Below are 16,952 nucleotides of genomic sequence, written 5' to 3'. Positions count from 1 at the left end.
CCACTCCCGCGGGGAGTGCGGTGGGGGCGCTCCTCCGGTTCGCCAGTCCTGGGGTCGTGCGGTCCGTCAGTTCCTGGGCCCCGGCAGCTGGATCTTGGGGAGCGCGGAGCGCACCGCATCCCGCACGCTCTCGCACTGCGCGATGCGCATCCCGTCCGGCACCGTCACGTTCTCCAGTGCGCCCGCCGCCACGACCGCCAGATTGATGCCCTGCCGGGCGGCTTCCGACAGGCGCTGACCCAGGCCCGGCACCTGACGGATCTCCCCGGACAGGCTGATCTCCCCGACCGCGATGAGCCTCGAGTGCTGGGGCTCATGGTGGACGGCGGAGGCGACGGACAGGGCTACCGCCAGGTCGCTGGCGGGTTCCGACACCCGCATGCCGCCCACCGTCGACGCGAAGAAATCCGCGCTGGCCGTGGGCGCGATCTCCGCGAGGACCGCCAGGATCATCGCGATCCGGTTCGAGTCCAGGCCGCTGACGGTGCGGCGCGGTGAGCTGTGCGCCTGGGCGACGAGCGACTGGATCTCCACGAGCATGGGCCGCCGCCCCTCCAGGGCGACCGTGAGGCACGACCCCGGGGCCTGCGTGGCGGAGCGGGTGAGGAACAGCCCGGACGGGTCCGGGAGGCTCTGGATGCCCGCCTCCGTCATGTCGAAGCACCCCACTTCGTCCGTGGGGCCGTAGCGGTTCTTGATGGCCCGCAGCATGCGCAGCCGGGAGTGGCGGTCGCCCTCGAACGTGCACACGACGTCGACCAGGTGCTCGAGCGTGCGCGGGCCCGCGACCGTGCCGTCCTTCGTCACGTGTCCCACGAGCACGGTGGGGATCGCGTGGTCCTTGGCGGTCCGGATGATCGCGGCTGCGACCTCCCGGACCTGCGCGACGCCGCCGGGCGCACCGTCGACGTCCGCGGACGCGAGCGTCTGCACGGAGTCGATGACGAGCAGGTCCGGCTTCACCTGGTCGATCGTGCCCAGGACGACGCCCAGGTCCGTCTCCGCCGTCAGCAGCAGCTGGTCGCACAGCGCATCGACGCGCTCCGCCCGCAGCCGGACCTGCGCCGCGGACTCCTCACCCGTCACGTAGAGGACCGTCGTGCCCTGCCGGGCGGTCCACGAGCACACCTCCAGGAGCAGGGTCGACTTGCCCACGCCCGGCTCCCCGGACAGCAGCACGACGGCGCCGGGGACCAGCCCGCCGCCCAGGACGCGGTCGAACTCCGGGATGTGCGTGGAGCGGGCCTGCGCCAGGGTCCGGTCGACCTGTGTGATGGGCTGCGCGCCCCCGCCCTCCCGTGCGGGCTTCGCCTGGGTGCGGACGGTGCGTTGGGCGGGCTGGGACTCCTCGATCGTGCCCCATTCGCGGCACTGAGGGCAGCGCCCCAGCCACTTCGCGGTCCCATGACCGCACGCACTGCACAGGTACTGCATCGTCGACGCCATGGCTCCGAGTCTTCCATGCGGCGCGGACACCGCCGTACTCTGAGATGCATGAGCGAACAGGGGCAGGATCAGGCGATCACGGCCGCCATCCGTCGCATCGAGGAGGCCAGCGGCCTCGCCTGGGCGGAGCTGGTCGCAGTATTCGAGGGGGCAGGCGGTGCGGACGCGGGGCACGCGGAGCTGGCCCGCGCGATCGTGCCCCTGCTGGACGGTCGCGTCGACAACCCGGGTTGGTGGGGGCAGGGCGCCACCATCGAGTACGAGAAGGCGATCGGACGCCGGGTGGAGGGGCAGTCGAGTGCAGGTGACTTCCAGGTCGCCGCCTCGCGCACCCTGGACGGCACCGCCGCGGACGTGCGGGATCGCGCGGGATCACTCCTGCAGGCGGCCGGAACCGTCGCCGGGATGGCGGTCGGAGCGGAGCCGCGCGCCTCGGAGACACCCAAGCGGCACTATTGGCGCTCGACGCTGGGCGAGGGGGCGAAGCTCGAAGCGGCGGTCGAGGCCGCCGCGCAGAAGGACGGTGCGGCGGACACGCGCGTCCGGGTGACCCTCACGGCCAGCGGTCTGGCGGATCAGGAGCAGCGTGACTCGGCACGGGCGGACCTCAAGGCCGTCCTCGCGGACCTGGGCTGAGACCCGTCAGGGCAGGATGCCCAGGTGCGCCAGGCCCGCGCGCACGATGTGCTGCTGGCCGTGGCGCATCTCGCCGGTGATCTCCGGGCTCACGGCCTCGTGGGGCGTGAGCCAGTCGAGGCTCAGCGCGTCGCCGCCGGGGCTGCAGTCGCCGATGACCGGGAGGATGTAGCAGAGCGCGACGGCGTGCTGGCGGGGGTCGTGGTAGGGGGACACCCCCTCCGTGGGGAAGTACTCCGCCACGTGGAACGGGGTGAGCGAGAGGGGAGCGGTGGGCAGCGCCAGCGTCCCCAGGTCCTTCTCCGCGTGGCGCAGCAGTGCCGTCCGGATCGACTCGTGGAACTTCACGCGGCCGCCCACGATCTCGCGTCCCAGAGCGCCGGTGTCGAGGGTCCGCAGCAGGAGTCCCACCCGATCCACCTCGCCGTCGTCGCCGCGCTGGACGGGCAGGCCGTGGACGTAGGTGAGGGGCAGACGCCTGCGCATGTGGGCCAGTTCGTCCGGGTCCAGCCAGTTGTCGTCGTAGTCAAGGGCTGTGCGCGTCATGGTTCCAGAGTACTGGTGTGATCGGGCGAGGGGGAGTTGTGGACCACATGCGGGGTGAAGTATCTTGATGTCGAGATATGTGGTGCGACGGCTCACGCCGGGAGACCCGCGGCCGGTCGTCACCCCGCCTCAGAGACCTGCAGCCGCACAGATCAGAGCGGCCAGCGCTCACGACGAAGGAGAGCCTGTTGATCAATCACGAAGTCCGGACCTACAAGAGCTCGGAGAACCTGGCCCGCGAGGATCAGCTCGCCTGGAAGATCGCCGCCGTCGCCGCGGACGACGTCGCCGTCGACGCGGACGTCCAGGACATGGTCATCAACCGCATCATCGACAACGCGTCCGTCGCCGCCGCCTCCGTGCGCCGCGGTGCCCCCACCCACGCCCGCGAGCAGGCGCAGGGTCACCCCATGCAGCCGGGCGCTCCCGTCTTCGGCCTCCCACTGACGGACACGGTCTCTCCGGAGTGGGCCGCCTGGGCCAACGGCGTCGCGGTCCGCGAACTGGACTTCCACGACACCTTCCTGGCGAAGGAGTACTCGCACCCGGGCGACAACATCCCGGCGATCCTGGCCGTCGCCCAGCACAAGGGCATCGGCGGTGCGGACCTGGTCCGCGGCATCGCGACCGGCTATGAGATCCAGGTCGACCTCGTCAAGGGCATCTGCCTGCACGAGCACAAGATCGACCACGTCGCCCACCTGGGCCCGTCCGCCGCCGCCGGCATCGGCACGCTCCTGCACCTGCCCACGGAGGTCATCTACCAGGCCGTCCAGCAGGCGCTCCACGTCACGACCGCGACCCGCCAGTCCCGCAAGGGCGAGATCTCCACCTGGAAGGCGCACGCCCCCGCGTTCGCCGGCAAGATGGCCGTCGAGGCCGTGGACCGCGCGATGCGCGGCGAGGGTGCACCGTCGCCCATCTACGAGGGCGAGGACGGCGTCATCGCCTGGATCCTGTCAGGCCCCGAGGCCCGCTACACCGTCCCGCTGCCGGCCGCCGGCGAGTCGAAGCGCGCGATCCTGGACACCTACACCAAGGAGCACTCCGCGGAGTACCAGGCGCAGGCCCTCATCGACCTGGCCCGCCGCATGGGTGCCCAGATCGACGACTTCTCGAAGGTCACGAAGGTCACGATCCACACCTCGCACCACACCCACTACGTCATCGGCACGGGCGCCAACGACCCGCAGAAGATGGACCCGAAGGCCTCGCGCGAGACGCTGGACCACTCGATCATGTACATGTTCACGGTGGCCCTGCAGGACCAGGCGTGGCACCACGAGAAGTCCTACGCGCCGGAGCGCGCGGGCCGTCCGGACACCGTGGAGCTGTGGCACAAGGTCGAGACCCGCGAGGACCCGGAGTGGACCCGCCGCTACCACTCGACGGACCCGGACGAGATGGCCTTCGGCGGTCGTGTCGAGATCGAGTTCGCCGACGGCTCGACGCTCGTCGACGAGATCGCGGTCGCGGATGCGCACCCGGCAGGTGCCCGTCCGTTCGTCCGCGAGAACTACGTCGAGAAGTTCCGCACGCTGGCGGAGGGCATCGTGAGCGAGCAGGAGCAGAACCGCTTCCTCGACCTCGCCCAGAACGTCGCGGACCTGGACGGCGACGCCGTGCGCCAGCTCAGCTTCGCCGTCGACGGCCTCACCCACTCCGGCTCGAAGGGCATCTTCTGATGCTGGGTGCGACGACCACCGCCGCCCAGCGGCGCGTCCGCTTCCGGGAGCTGCTGAACGGATCCGAGATCGTCCAATTCCCGGGCGCCATCAACCCGCTCAACGCGCAGCTCATCGAGCAGGCGGGCTTCGAGGGCGTCTACATCTCCGGCGGAGCGTTCTCCGCCGCACAGGGGCTGCCGGACATCGGCCTCACGACGCTCACGGAGGTCGTTGACCACGGTCGCGCGATCGCCCGGGTGACGAACCTGCCCTCGTTCATCGACGCGGACACCGGCTGGGGCGAGGCGATGAACGTCGCTCGCACCGTGCAGGAGTTCGAGGACGCGGGACTGTCCGGCATCCACCTCGAGGACCAGGTCAACCCCAAGCGGTGCGGCCACCTCGACGGCAAGGAGGTCGTGACGACGGCAGAGATGGTCAAGCGCATCTCCGCCGCCGCGAAGGGCCGCCGGGATGAGAACTTCGTGCTGTGCGCGCGCACCGATGCGCGTGCGGGCGAGGGACTCGACGCGGCGATCGACCGGGCGAAGGCCTACGCGGACGCAGGTGCGGACATGATCTTCCCGGAGGCCATGCGCGACCTGGGCGAGTTCGAGACCTTCGCCCGGGCCCTCGACGTCCCGATCCTCGCGAACATGACGGAGTTCGGGAAGAGCGAGCTCTTCACGACGAGCCAGCTGGCGGACGCCGGCGTCCGGGTCGTCATCTACCCCGTCACCACCCTGCGGCTGGCGATGGGCGCCATCACGGATGGTCTCCGGACCATCCGCGCGGAGGGCACCCAGGCCTCGGTCGTGGACCGCATGCAGACGCGAGCGGATCTCTACGAGACCATCGACTACGAGGCGTACAACGCGTTCGACGCCGCAGTCTTCAATTTCTCCCAGGAGGGTCACCAGTGACTGAACAGGACATCAAGAAGGGGCTGGCCGGCGTCGTCGTCGACACCACCAGCGTCTCGAAGGTCGTGCAGGAGACCAACTCGCTCACCTACCGGGGCTACCCGGTCCAGGAGCTCGCCGCGAACTGCACGTTCGAGGAGGTCGCCTACCTCATCTGGAACGGCGAGCTGCCCACGCAGGACCAGCTGAGCGAGTTCAACGAGCGGGAGCGCGGCCAGCGCGCCGTCTCGCAGGAGCTCATCGACATCATCCTGGGCCTGCCCACGGACACCCACCCCATGCACGTCGTGCAGACGGCGGTCGCCTACCTGGGTGCTGTCGATCCCGAGGCCGAGGAGGAGGGCGAGGAGGCGAACCGCCGCAAGGCGGAGCGCCTGTACGCGCAGCTGCCCACGATCGTGGCCGTCGACCACCGTCGTCGTCACGGGCTGGACCCGATCGCGCCCACGTCGGACCTGGGCTACGCCGCGAACTTCTTCCACATGGTCTTCGGCGAGGTGCCGGAGGACGAGGTCGTCCGCTGCTTCGACGTGTCGATGATCCTCTACGCGGAGCACTCCTTCAACGCCTCGACCTTCACCGGTCGCGTCATCACGTCGACGACCTCGGACATGTACTCCGCCGTCGCCGGTGCGGTGGGTGCGCTCAAGGGCGCGCTGCACGGCGGTGCGAACGAGGCCGTCATGGCGATGCTCGAGGAGGTCGGCACAGCGGACAAGGCGTCCGCGTGGATCGACGACGCCCTGGCGAAGAAGGCGAAGATCATGGGCTTCGGCCACCGTGTCTACAAGAAGGGCGACTCCCGCGTGCCCACGATGCGCAAGGCCTTCGAGGACATGGTCCGCGTCAAGGGCGCGGACGACCTGCTGGCCCTCTACAACGCCTTCGAGGAGGACTTCGTGGGTCGGAAGGGGATCTACCCCAACCTCGACTACCCCTCGGGTCCGGCCTACCACCTCATGGGCTTCGACACGCCGCAGTTCACGCCGATCTTCGTGATGGCCCGCATCACCGGCTGGACCGCGCACATCATGGAGCAGCAGGCGTCGAACGCCCTCATCCGCCCGCTCAGCGCCTACGACGGCCCGGAGCAGCGCGAGGTCCCCGCCCAGCGCTGATCCGCACCGCCACCACCCGGCACGGCCGGGGCACTGCGGTGCCCCGGCCGTGCCTCATGAGGAGACCCCTGTGACGACTGAGACTCCCCGGACCCCGATCCCGCTGGTCGAGGGGTTCCGCTACGAGACGGACGGCGCGATCGCGACGCTCACGATCGACCGTCCGCAGAAGCTGGGCGCACTCTCGCGCGAGATGTGGTTCGCACTGCCGGACATCCTGCACGCGATCGATGCGGCGCCGGAGGTCGACGTCCTCATCCTCCGCGGCACGGACGGCCACTTCTCCGCGGGCTCCGACATCAACGACCTCAACGTGCCGCTCGCGGACTTCTGGGCGATGAACTCCGCCGCCGAGGACGCGCTCGCCTCGTGCGACATCCCCACCATCGCGGCCATCGAGGGCGTGTGCGTGGGCGGCGGGACGGAGCTGGCGGCCGCGTGCGACATCCGCATCGCCGCGCCCGGCTCCCGCTTCGGCATCACCGCCGCGAAGCTGGGCCTCGTGTACCCGCCCGGGCCCACCCGCCGCTTCGCCGCCGCGATCGGGGAGTCGTGGGCGCGCTACCTCCTGCTGACCGGCAACCTCATCGACACCGCGCGGGCGGACGGCCTGGGCTTCCTCCACGAGGTGACGGACGATCCCGTCGGCGCCGCCCACCGCACCGCGCAGCGCATCTCCGCCCGCTCCGCGTTCACCCAGACCGGACTGCTGCGCATCCTCCGCGGCGAGGACCCGGATCCCGCCGGCTGGCTGGACGAGGTCTACCCCGTCGAGCTGGGCGAGGGCCAGCGGGCGTTCTTCGCGAAGGAGACTCCGGATTTCGGGTTCCACCGGGTCGACTGGCGGGACTGAGCGCGGGGCCCGGCACCCGTCCGGGACGGCCCGGGCGCGCGGGAGCGCTACGATGGCTGGCGTGCGACTCGCAGTTCTCGACATCGGATCCAACAGCGTCCACCTCCTCGTGGTGGACGCGCACGTCGGTGCGCCGCCTCTGCCGGCGACCTCCCACAAGGAGGTGCTGCGGCTCGCGGAGTACCTGAAGGACGACGGGTCGATCTCCACCTACGGCCAGAACCGGCTCATCGACTTCGTCGCCTCCTCGATGGAGATCGCGGAGGACCAGGGCTCGGAACAGATCCTCGCGTTCGCGACCTCGGCGATCAGATCCGCCCCCAATGGGGACGAGACGATCGAGCGGATCCGGCAGGAGACCGGCGTCGAGCTCAACGTCATGAGCGGGGAGGACGAGGCCCGCGTGACATTCCTGGCGGTCCGCCGCTGGTTCGGCTGGTCCGCCGGCAGCATCCTCCTCATGGACATCGGCGGTGGTTCGCTGGAGCTGGCCTCCGGCCGCGACGAGTACCCGGACGCGGCGCTGTCGCTGCCGCTGGGGGCCGGCCGCATGCACCGCGACTTCCTCCACTCGGACCAGCCGTCGCCCGAGGACGTGGACGGGCTGCGGAAGTTCGCCCGCCAGCACATCGGCCGGGTCGCCGGCGACATCAACCGGGTGGGCCGGCCGGACCGCATCGTTGGCTCCTCGAAGACCTTCCGGTCGCTCGCGCGGATCGGCGGTGCGGCCGCCAGCGCCGCCGGCATCTTCGTCCCGCGCGAGCTCAAGCGCAAGGACATGGCCTCGATCGTCCACGAACTGGCCACCCGGAACGCGGCGGACCGGGCGCAGCTGCCCGGGGTGTCCGAGGCCCGCGCCGGCCAGGTCCTGGCCGGCGCGATCGTGGCCGAGGCCGCGATGACGATCTTCGACGTGTCGACGATGCACATCTCGCCGTGGGCCCTGCGCGAGGGCATCATCATGCGCCAGCTGGACCTGCTGGACTCCTCGGAGATCCTCTCGCCCACCCGCCGTCGGATCGGCGGCCCACCGGCGCCGGCACTCAGCGCGTCCGCGAACGGCCACGAGCCGGGCGGCGCACGGGCCGCCCTCGAGACCGCCGGGCAGGACTGAGCCGTGGCTGAGAGGAAGCGCCGGCCGTTCACCGCCCCCAACGAGGCGCGGGTCAAGAGCAAGCGGCAGCGGCAGGAGCTGGAGCGCAACCCCGTCTACGAGCCCGCGGCGGACCACCGCTCGATCCATCCGATCCGGGTGGGCCTCTCGACCTCGTCCGTCTACCCCATGACGGTCCGCGAGTGCTTCGAGACCGCGGCCCGGTTGGGCTACGACGGCGTCGAGGTCATGATCACGAACAACGCGGAGACCCAGGACGCGGGACTCATGGCGCGCTTCGCGCAGGCGACGGGCCTGCCCGTCCTGTCCGTCCACGCGCCCACCCTCCTCTTCATGCCCCGCGTCCTCACGAAGGACCACTGGGAGAAGCTGCGGCTGACCGCGGAATTGGCGCGGGAGGCCGGCGCGCGCACCGTCGTCCTGCACCCGCCGTTCCGCTGGCAGGGCGACTACGCGAAGAACTTCGTCGAGGGCGTCCGCGAGCTGTCGCAGGAGACGGGCGTGACCCTGGCGGTCGAGAACATGTACCCGTGGCGCGCGGGTGTGCGCGAGGTGCTCGTCTACTCGCCGCACTGGGACCTGCTGGGGCAGGACTACGACGCGGTCACCTTCGACTTCTCGCACGCGTCCACCGCGGGCACGGACGCGCTCCAGGCCGTCCGCACCCTGTTCCCCGCGCTGCGGCACATCCACCTGACGGACGGCTCCGGTTCGCTCACGGACGAGCACCTGGTGCCGGGACGCGGGCGGATGCCGGTCGCGGAGACCCTCCAGTACCTCGCGAAGCACGACTGGTCCGGCGACGTCGTCGTCGAGGTCAACACCCGGTTCACCGCCCGCCGGTCCACCCGCGACGCGATGCTCGCGGAGTCCCTCGCGTTCGCTCGGCGCCACCTGGGACTCGGCGATGCCGGGCAGGGGTAGCCTCGGTCCCATGCGGATCGCATTCATCGGAACAGGCAATATGGGCGGCGCCCTCCTCGAGGGCGTCCTGGCAGCGGGACAGAGCCCGGACGACGTCCACGCGACGGCCGGCTCACGGTCGACGGCGGAGGACCTGGCCGCGCGGCTGGGGGTCCACGCGCATGCGGTCGAGGAGGACCCACAGGCGAACGAGGCCGCGGTGCGCGGCGCGGGCCTCGTCTTCGTGGGCGTCAAGCCGTGGATGCTTGCGGACACCGCCGCTGCCGTGGCGCCCGCTCTGGAGCCGGACGCCGTCGTCGTGTCGATGGCCGCGGGCGTCGACCTCGACACACTCGCCGCTCTCTTCCCGGGCCGCCCGGTCGTGCGGATCATGCCCAACACCCCGTCCTCGCTGGGCGCCGGCGTCATCGCCCTGGCCGCCACCGCCGAGGTCCCGGCCGGCACGGTCGAGCAGCTCACCTCCCTGCTGGCGGGCGCGGGACTGGTCGTCCCCATCGCGGAGGCGGACATGCCGACGATGATCGGGGCCTCGGCCTCGGGCGTCGCCTTCTTCTTCCAGCTGGCCGAGCACATGGTCGCGGCCGCCGCGGCGCAGGGACTCGACGAGGACACCGCGCGCCGCGTCGTCGCCGCGACCGCGGCCGGTGCGGGCCGCCTGCTGGAGCAGCGGCCGGACCCCGCGGGCCTGCGCGAGGCCGTCACGAGCCGGGGCGGGACGACCGCGGCGGGGCTGGCGTCATTCGAGGCGGCCGGCCTGGGCGAGACCGTCGCCCGTGCGGTGCAGGCGGCCGGCGATCGCGGCCTGGAGATGGAGGCGGAGAACCGTGGGGAATGACCGTCGCGGCAGTCGCCGCGCGATGCGGGGAGTGGGGCTGCGCGCCCTGCGCTCGTCCGACTGGGACGGGTCGTCCTCGGGTGTCCTGGTCGTGGGTCTGGGCCGTTTCGGCTCCGCCACCGCCCGCTCGCTCATGCACATGGGCCGCGAGGTCATGGCGATCGAGAAGAGCCCGGAGCTCGTCCAGGAGTGGTCCGCGAAGCTCACCCACGTCGTCGAGGCGGATGCGACCCACATCGAGGCGCTGCGGCAGCTGGGCGCCGGCGAGTTCGGCACCGCCGTCGTGGGCATCGGCTCGTCGATCGAGGCGAGCGTGCTCACGACCGCGAACCTCATCGACCTGGGCGTCGAGCAGATCTGGGCGAAGGCGATCTCCGACGCGCACGGGAAGATCCTGCGCCGGATCGGTGCGGAGCACGTGCTGTACCCGGAGACGGAGGCCGGCGACCGGGTCGCGCACCTCATGAACACTCGCATGATCGACTACATCGACTTCGACGACGGGCAGTTCGCCGTCGTGAAGATGCGCCCGCCGGAGTCCGTCAAGGAGAAGACGCTGTCCGAGGCCCGGATCCGCGACCGCTTCGGCGTCACCGTCGTGGGGATCAAGGCCCCGGGCAAGGAGTTCACGTACGCGGACATGGACACCCGGATCGGCCGCCAGGACGTCCTCATCGTCGCCGGCCACGTCGACCGGCTGGGAGCCTTCGCGAAGCAGACCTGAGCGGTCCGGCGGGCGGCTGCGGCTCTCCACAGGGCGGCGGCGTCCCCGCGGCCCTCAGCCGATGATCGGACGCTCCTCCGCGTAGCGGAACCGGCGTTTCTGGGACCTCTCCGACAGGGCGGAGGCGAGCGTGATCGTGCCCAGGCGGCCCACCAGCATGAGGGCGCTCAGGACGTAGAGCCCCGCGTCCGTCGACCGCTCCGTCACCCCCATCGACAGGCCGCACGTGGCGAACGCGCTGACGACCTCGAAGAGGGCGTCGTCCAGAGGCTCGTCCGTCACCGCCAGCAGGACCATCGTGCCGATCGCGACGATCGTGGCGCCGGCCAGCAGGACGGAGACGGCCAGGCGGATGGTGCTGGGGGCGATGCGCCGGTTGAACGCGGTCGTGTCGACGAGGCCACGGGCCTCCGCCAGCGCGGCCAGGCCCAGCACCGCCAGGGTCGTGACCTTGATGCCGCCGGCGGTGGAGCCGGAGCCGCCGCCCACGAACATGAGCATGTCCAGTAGCACGCGGCTGGAGTCGGACAGCTCCGCGATGTCGACGGTCGAGAAGCCGCCGGACCGGGACATGACGGACAGGAACAGCGACTCCCCGGCGGTGTCGAACCAGCCGCGGAACCCCAGGGTCGCGGGGTTGGCCGCCTCGAACACGAGGAGCAGGATCCAGCCGCCCAGCACCAGCAGGACGGAGGTGGAGAGCGTGAGCTTCGCGTGGAGGTCCCAGGACCGGGGTGAGCGCCAGAAGATGCTCATGACGAAGATGACGGGGAATCCCAGGGACCCCACGAAGACGGAGGTCGCCAGCACCGCCAGGATCCACGGATCGTCCGCGAACGCTGCGCCGCCGCCGTCGTGGATCGTGAAGCCCGCGTTGTTGAACGAGGAGATCGCGTAGAAGACGGAGTGCCACAGCGCCTCCCCGGAGCCCTCGCCCCGGGCCAGGAACCGGGGGAGGAGCAGGGCGGCGACCACGACCTCGGCGGCGATCATCGTCGTGAGGACCGCCCGCAGCAGGGAGCCCACTCGGCCCAGCTGGGAGGTGCCCGTCGCCTGTGCGGCCATGAGCCGCTGGCGGACGCCCAGGCGCTTCGACATCGCCATGCCCAGCAGCGAGGCCGCGGTGAGGATGCCCAGGCCGCCCACCTGGATCGCGACGGTGATGACGCCCATCCCGAAGGGGGACCAGTGCTCTTGCATCGTGACGGAGCTGAGTCCCGTCACGCAGACCGCGGACACCGCGACGAGCACGGCGTCCGCCAGTGAGTGCTGGGACGGATCGTTGAGAGACACGGGCAGGCACAGCAGCCCCGTGAACAGGGCGGCCAGCAGCACGAAGCCGATCATGGCGGTGCGCGCCGGGGAAGCGAGGACGAACGAATCGACCACGTCCCGCAGCCTGCGCACACGCCCGGACTGTTCGTCGTGCGCGTCCGCGTCGCGATCACCAGAGGCGTCCATTCCACACATGATACGACCGGATGGGGTGCGCGGCGTCCGAACCGGGGTCCGGGGGCTACAGTGTGGGCATGGCACACCGTGATCTCGATCTCTTCGTCACGTGGGATGAGACCTTCACCGACTACGACTTCGGTCCCGGTCATCCGATGCACCCGCTGCGACTGGACCTCACGGCGAAGCTCGCGACGGACTTCGGTCTCTTCGACCACCCGCGCATCACCGTCTCGACGGTGGGCGACGTCGACGAGGACGAGCTGCGGGCCGTCCACACGCAGGACTTCATCGAGGCCGTCAAGCAGGCCGGTGAGCCGGCGGACCTGGACGAGGACTTCCAGCGCGAGTGGGGGATCGGCACGGAGGACGTGCCGCGATTCGAGAAGATCCACGAGGCCTCCGGCCGGATCTTCCAGGCCGGGGTCGAGGCCGCCCGGGCGGTGGCCGGCGGCGGCTACGACCGGGCCGTCAACTTCTGCGGCGGCATGCACCACGCGATGAGCGACCGGGCCGCCGGCTTCTGCGTCTACAACGACCTCGCCGCGACGATCCGCACGCTGCTGGACAGCGGGTACCACCGCGTCGCCTACCTTGACTTCGACGCCCACCACGGCGACGGGGTCGAGCGCATCTTCTGGGACGACCCGCGCGTGCTGACGGTGTCCGTGCACGAGAACGGGAGGTTCCTGTTCCCCGGCACCGGCTTCGCGAACGACATCGGGGGGATGCAGGCGGCGGCGTCCGCCGTCAACATCGCGCTGCCACCGCGCGCGGACGACGCGGACTGGCTGCGCGCGATCGACGCGGTGCTGCCGCGGGTGCTGCGCGAGTTCGACCCGCAGATCCTCGTGACGCAGCACGGCTGCGACGGGCACCGGTCGGACCCCCTCACCCACCTGCGCTTCAGCGTCGACGGCATGCGCGAGACCGCACTGCTGGCCCGCTCGCTGTCCGAGGAGCTCACGGACGGGAAGTGGATCGCGACGGGCGGCGGCGGCTACTCGATCCTCGAGGTCGTGCCGCGGGCGTGGACGCAGCTGGTCGCGATCGCCGCAGGTGCGGACATCGACCCGCGGAGGGAGACGCCCCAGCGGTGGCGGAACTACGCGGAGTCGATCGTGGGCCGCGACGCCCCGCTGTCCATGACGGACGGCTACGACGGGACGTTCGCGCCGTGGTCCGGCGGCTACGACCCGCAGTCGGACCTGGACCGCGCGGTCATGGCGACCCGCAAGTCGATCTTCCCGTTCTTCGGGCTCGACGCCTACTACGACTGACGCCGCACGCGGCGACGGGGCCGCGGCGGACGGCGGGATCAGGATCACCCCGTCTCCTTTTGCCATGCCACAGCGCCGGGGATAGACTTGAGCGGCTATGTTCCAGCGGTGGGCACCCCCTGTTCACCGTGCTGTCAACCCGGTGAGGTGTGCCCATGGGCTCAGTGATCAAGAAGCGCCGCAAGCGTATGTCGAAGAAGAAGCACCGCAAGCTTCTGCGCAAGACGCGTCATCAGCGTCGCAACAAGAAGTAAGTCTTCTTGCACGGACCCCGTCTTGCACGTATGTGTGGGTCGGGGGTTTGTTGTGAGGAGCGCAGGGTGAGGAGGAGCCGGTGAGCGTGCACGTCCAACTCCTCACTCGGACCGGGTGCAGCGTGTGCAGCGACGCGGAAGCGATCGTGGAGCAGGTCGCACGGTCCCGCTCCGTGGACGTGACCGTCACGGACATCGACAGCGATCAGGCCCTGCTGGATCGCTACGAATGGGACGTGCCGGTCGTGCTCGTGGACGGTCGCCAGGTGGGCTTCCACCGGATCGACCCCGGCAGGCTGGCGCGCGCGATCGACGCGCGCGCCGCCGCGGACGCCTGAACGCGTTCCGCGGGCGGAGGCACCCAGGCGTGCGGTGAACGCACCGGTCGCGGGTGCGGCGCAGGAAGGAGAGCGGAGCGCGGTGGCACACACCCTGTCGGCTGCGACGGCGCCGGATGGCGCGAACCGGTCGACTCCCATCCCCGCCGTCACGCGCATGCCCGTCTACCTGGGCGCTCTGACCGCTCTCTCCGCCTCCGGCAGCACGACAGCCTCCAGTGAGGCGCTGGCACGCGCGTGCGGCGTGGGTGCCGCGATTGTCCGCCGCGACCTCTCGCTGCTGGACCACACGGGCCGCCGCGGCGTGGGCTACGGCGTGTCGGAGCTGGCCGCCTCCATCCGCCGCTTCCTGGGCATCGACCGCCTGCGTCCCGTGGGGATCGTGGGCGTGGGCCGCCTGGGCACCGCGCTGGCCCACTACCTCTCCGACCCGCAGCACGGATTCGCCGTGCGCGCGGTCTTCGACTCCTCCGCCGCGCGGATCGGCCAGCCGGTCGTCGATCTCGCCATCCGCGACATCCGCACGCTGCCGGACACCGTCCGGGAGCTGTCGCTCGAGCTGCTCGTCATCGCGGTCCCGGCCGCCGCCGCGCAGTCCGTCGTCGACGCCGTCGTCGACACAGACATCCGCGGCCTCCTCAACTTCGCGCCCGTTCCGGTGCGCGCCCCCGCCGGCCTCGAGGTCCGGCACGTCGATCTGGCGACAGAGCTGCAGGTCCTGTCGCACTTCGCGCGGTCCGCGCCCGCGGCGTCCCACGCGCCGGCGCACGCGTCCCCGCCAGCCCATTCGTCGCTCGGTCCCCTGGAGGCAGAGTCGTGACCACCTTCGTCCTCGGAGTCTCGCACCGTTCCGCACCCCTGTCGGTCCTCGAATCGGTCGCACTCTCCAGCGGTGAGGTCGAGGACCTCCGCAGCCGCGTGCTGAGCGGTGAGTTCGTCGACGGGGCCCTCGTGCTGTCCACGTGCAACCGCCTCGAGATCATCGCGGACGTCCGCTCGTTCCACGGCGGCCTGTCCGACGTGGGCTCGGCGCTGGCGACGGTCGCGGGCATCCCGTGGCAGGACCTGGCTCGGCACGTGTACGTGCGGTTCGAGGACAAGGCCGTCGAGCACATGCTCACGGTCGCCTCCGGCCTGGACTCGATGGCGATCGGCGAATCGCAGATCCTGGGACAGCTGCGCCAGTCGTACAGCGGCGCGCAGGGGGCCGGTCAGCTGACCGGCGAGCTCTCCCGCACGGTGCAGGACTCGCTGCGCGTGGGCAAGCGCGCGCACGCGGAGACCGCGCTGGACTCGGTCGCCCGCTCTCTGCTGGACATGGCGCTGGGCGGCGCGGAGGCGCACATCGGCGACCTGCAGGACGCGGACGTGCTCATCGTGGGCGCCGGGGCGATGTCCGGCCTGTCCGTCGCGACACTGGCCCGCCGGGGCGTCCGCTCCGTCACCGTCCTCAACCGCACGCTCGAGCGCGCGCAGCGCCTCGCCGCGACGGTCGACGGCCGCGCGGACGTGCTGACGCCGGAATCTCTGGTCCGCGAGGTCGCGGCGGCGGACCTCGTCATCTCCGTCACCGGTGCCCGGGGCACCGTCCTCGACGCCGAGGTCGTGGCCGCCTCCCTGGCCCACCTGGACGCGGGCGCACGGCCGGCCCCCACCTACTTCGTCGACCTGGCGCTGCCGTTCGACATCGATGCGGACGTCGAGACCCACGACCACGTGCGCATGATCAATCTCGAGGGCCTCTCCCACCTCTTCGCGGACGATGCGCGCTCCGGGGACTCGGACGTGCGGGCCATCGTGGGCCAGGTCCAGCAGATCATCCGCGACGAGGTCGCGGACATGTCCGCGCAGCGCCGCGCCCGCCAGGTGGGCCCCACGGTCGCCGCGCTGCGCAGCCAGGCGCGCGACACCGTCGACCGCGAGTTCGACCGGCTCTCCCGCCGCCTGGGCGAGTCGGTGCCGCAGAAGGTGCTCGACGAGGCGCGGCAGGCGCTGCGCCGTGTCGCGACGACGATCCTCCACACCCCCACGGTGCGGGTGAAGGAGCTCACCGGCACGGACGCGGAGTCGATCGACTACGCGGCCGCGCTCACGACACTCTTCGACCTCGACCGCACCCCGGCCGCGTCGACCTCCGCCCCGCAGACCGCCGCGGCCGCGGTGCCCACGTCCGCCGAGCCCGCGGACGCCGCATCCGGTCCCGCCGACCTCCTCGAGAGCATGGGCGCGGACGTCGACGGTCTCATGGCGATGGCACTGTCGCCCCAGCTGGAGATGACGGCGGCGGCGACGACGGCGACCCCCGCCGCTCACGTGGCCCCCGCGCTCGTGACCTCCGGGAGCGGGGGAGCGGGTACGACGGCCCAGGCCACGGCCTCGGGCACGGCCCCGGCCACGGCCTCGGCGGGTTCCACGACGCCCGCACCGGCCACGGGATCCGGTGCCGCGGACGGGACCGCACCCGTCGCGGACCATACGCTCGACGTCGTCGAGCCGCAGCACCCCACCGGACGGACGGTGCGCCTGGGCACTCGCCGGTCCCGGCTGGCGCGGTCGCAGTCGACCGCGATCGCGCAGGAGCTGGCGCAGCGGACCGGCTGGCGCGTCGAGATCGTCGAGGTCGTGACCGAGGGCGACGTCAACATGACCCCGCTCGCGACCTTCGGAGGGACGGGGGTGTTCGTCTCCGCCGTGCGGTCCGCACTGCTGGCCGGCACGATCGACATCGCGGTGCACTCGCTCAAGGACCTCCCCACCGCACCGGCGCCGGGCATCCTCCTGGCCGCCGTGCCCCCGCGCGTCGACCCGCGGACGTGCTCGTCGCCCGCGACGGCCTGACGCT

17 protein-coding genes are annotated in these 16,952 nt (G+C 71.4%); 14 read left to right on the top strand and 3 right to left on the bottom strand.

What is annotated here, in order from left to right; genetic code table 11:
• Window positions 1–66: 66 nt before the first annotated feature.
• On the bottom strand, window positions 67–1,446 hold the full coding sequence (gene radA, locus HGBR_RS17630; RefSeq protein WP_019159481.1) for a DNA repair protein RadA: 1,380 nt from the start codon (window positions 1,444–1,446) through the stop codon (window positions 67–69).
• 48 nt (window positions 1,447–1,494) lie between these two features.
• On the opposite strand from radA, the gene HGBR_RS11445 reads away from it, so the two are divergent.
• On the top strand, window positions 1,495–2,082 hold the full coding sequence (locus tag HGBR_RS11445; protein WP_019159480.1) for a hypothetical protein: 588 nt from the start codon (window positions 1,495–1,497) through the stop codon (window positions 2,080–2,082).
• Window positions 2,083–2,088: 6 nt separating this feature from the next.
• Here the strand turns inward: HGBR_RS11445 and HGBR_RS11440 are convergent, their stop codons facing one another.
• Complete coding sequence (locus HGBR_RS11440) at window positions 2,089–2,628, bottom strand: DUF4916 domain-containing protein (protein WP_019159479.1); 540 nt, start codon at window positions 2,626–2,628, stop codon at window positions 2,089–2,091.
• 185 nt (window positions 2,629–2,813) lie between these two features.
• Between HGBR_RS11440 and HGBR_RS11435 the strand changes: the two genes are divergently transcribed.
• The 8 genes from HGBR_RS11435 (at window position 2,814) to HGBR_RS11400 (ending at window position 10,786) form a co-directional block, all read left to right on the top strand.
• Window positions 2,814–4,313, top strand: coding sequence for an MmgE/PrpD family protein (locus tag HGBR_RS11435; RefSeq protein ID WP_218915965.1), 1,500 nt, complete (start codon window positions 2,814–2,816; stop codon window positions 4,311–4,313).
• Window positions 4,313–5,218 (top strand): methylisocitrate lyase, encoded by a 906-nt coding sequence (gene prpB, locus HGBR_RS11430; protein ID WP_019159477.1) that lies wholly within the window; start codon window positions 4,313–4,315, stop codon window positions 5,216–5,218. Before HGBR_RS11435 ends, prpB begins: the two co-directional genes overlap by 1 nt.
• Complete coding sequence (locus HGBR_RS11425; RefSeq protein ID WP_019159476.1) at window positions 5,215–6,336, top strand: bifunctional 2-methylcitrate synthase/citrate synthase; 1,122 nt, start codon at window positions 5,215–5,217, stop codon at window positions 6,334–6,336. Before prpB ends, HGBR_RS11425 begins: the two co-directional genes overlap by 4 nt.
• A 70-nt stretch (window positions 6,337–6,406) precedes the next feature.
• Window positions 6,407–7,189: an enoyl-CoA hydratase/isomerase family protein gene (locus HGBR_RS11420; protein WP_019159475.1), complete on the top strand. Its 783-nt coding sequence runs from the start codon at window positions 6,407–6,409 to the stop codon at window positions 7,187–7,189.
• 61 nt (window positions 7,190–7,250) lie between these two features.
• Window positions 7,251–8,303 (top strand): Ppx/GppA phosphatase family protein, encoded by a 1,053-nt coding sequence (locus tag HGBR_RS11415; RefSeq protein WP_083882867.1) that lies wholly within the window; start codon window positions 7,251–7,253, stop codon window positions 8,301–8,303.
• Between the two features lie 3 nt (window positions 8,304–8,306).
• Complete coding sequence (locus tag HGBR_RS11410) at window positions 8,307–9,227, top strand: sugar phosphate isomerase/epimerase family protein (protein ID WP_019159473.1); 921 nt, start codon at window positions 8,307–8,309, stop codon at window positions 9,225–9,227.
• Between the two features lie 10 nt (window positions 9,228–9,237).
• Window positions 9,238–10,062 carry a pyrroline-5-carboxylate reductase gene (gene proC, locus HGBR_RS11405; RefSeq protein WP_026077540.1) on the top strand — a complete coding sequence of 275 codons (825 nt, stop codon included), beginning with the start codon at window positions 9,238–9,240 and terminating at the stop codon, window positions 10,060–10,062.
• Window positions 10,063–10,084: 22 nt separating this feature from the next.
• Entirely contained in the window at window positions 10,085–10,786 is a 702-nt protein-coding gene (locus tag HGBR_RS11400; RefSeq protein ID WP_051013411.1) for a potassium channel family protein, read from the top strand.
• Window positions 10,787–10,840: 54 nt separating this feature from the next.
• Here the strand turns inward: HGBR_RS11400 and HGBR_RS11395 are convergent, their stop codons facing one another.
• The gene (locus HGBR_RS11395) at window positions 10,841–12,247 is read right to left on the bottom strand and encodes a TrkH family potassium uptake protein (protein ID WP_019159470.1); all 1,407 of its coding nucleotides are present in this window, start codon (window positions 12,245–12,247) and stop codon (window positions 10,841–10,843) included.
• A 68-nt stretch (window positions 12,248–12,315) separates the two neighbouring features.
• Between HGBR_RS11395 and HGBR_RS11390 the strand changes: the two genes are divergently transcribed.
• The 5 genes from HGBR_RS11390 (at window position 12,316) to hemA (ending at window position 16,948) form a co-directional block, all read left to right on the top strand.
• The gene (locus tag HGBR_RS11390; protein WP_026077538.1) at window positions 12,316–13,518 is read left to right on the top strand and encodes an acetoin utilization protein AcuC; all 1,203 of its coding nucleotides are present in this window, start codon (window positions 12,316–12,318) and stop codon (window positions 13,516–13,518) included.
• Window positions 13,519–13,673: 155 nt separating this feature from the next.
• A complete protein-coding gene (locus tag HGBR_RS19560; RefSeq protein WP_005504750.1) occupies window positions 13,674–13,772 on the top strand; it encodes a 30S ribosomal protein bS22 in 99 nt (32 codons plus the stop codon).
• An 80-nt stretch (window positions 13,773–13,852) separates the two neighbouring features.
• Complete coding sequence (locus HGBR_RS11380; protein ID WP_019159468.1) at window positions 13,853–14,110, top strand: glutaredoxin family protein; 258 nt, start codon at window positions 13,853–13,855, stop codon at window positions 14,108–14,110.
• Window positions 14,111–14,192: 82 nt separating this feature from the next.
• Entirely contained in the window at window positions 14,193–14,930 is a 738-nt protein-coding gene (locus HGBR_RS17625; protein WP_019159467.1) for a redox-sensing transcriptional repressor Rex, read from the top strand.
• A complete protein-coding gene (gene hemA, locus HGBR_RS20840; RefSeq protein ID WP_019159466.1) occupies window positions 14,927–16,948 on the top strand; it encodes a glutamyl-tRNA reductase in 2,022 nt (673 codons plus the stop codon). The genes HGBR_RS17625 and hemA overlap by 4 nt, the downstream gene beginning before the upstream one ends.
• The last annotated feature ends 4 nt before the right edge of the window (window positions 16,949–16,952 follow it).

Origin of the sequence: Brevibacterium senegalense (assembly GCF_000285835.1) — a bacterium.
Lineage (GTDB): Bacteria > Actinomycetota > Actinomycetes > Actinomycetales > Brevibacteriaceae > Brevibacterium > Brevibacterium senegalense.
This window is presented reverse-complemented; position numbering and strand designations above follow the sequence as displayed.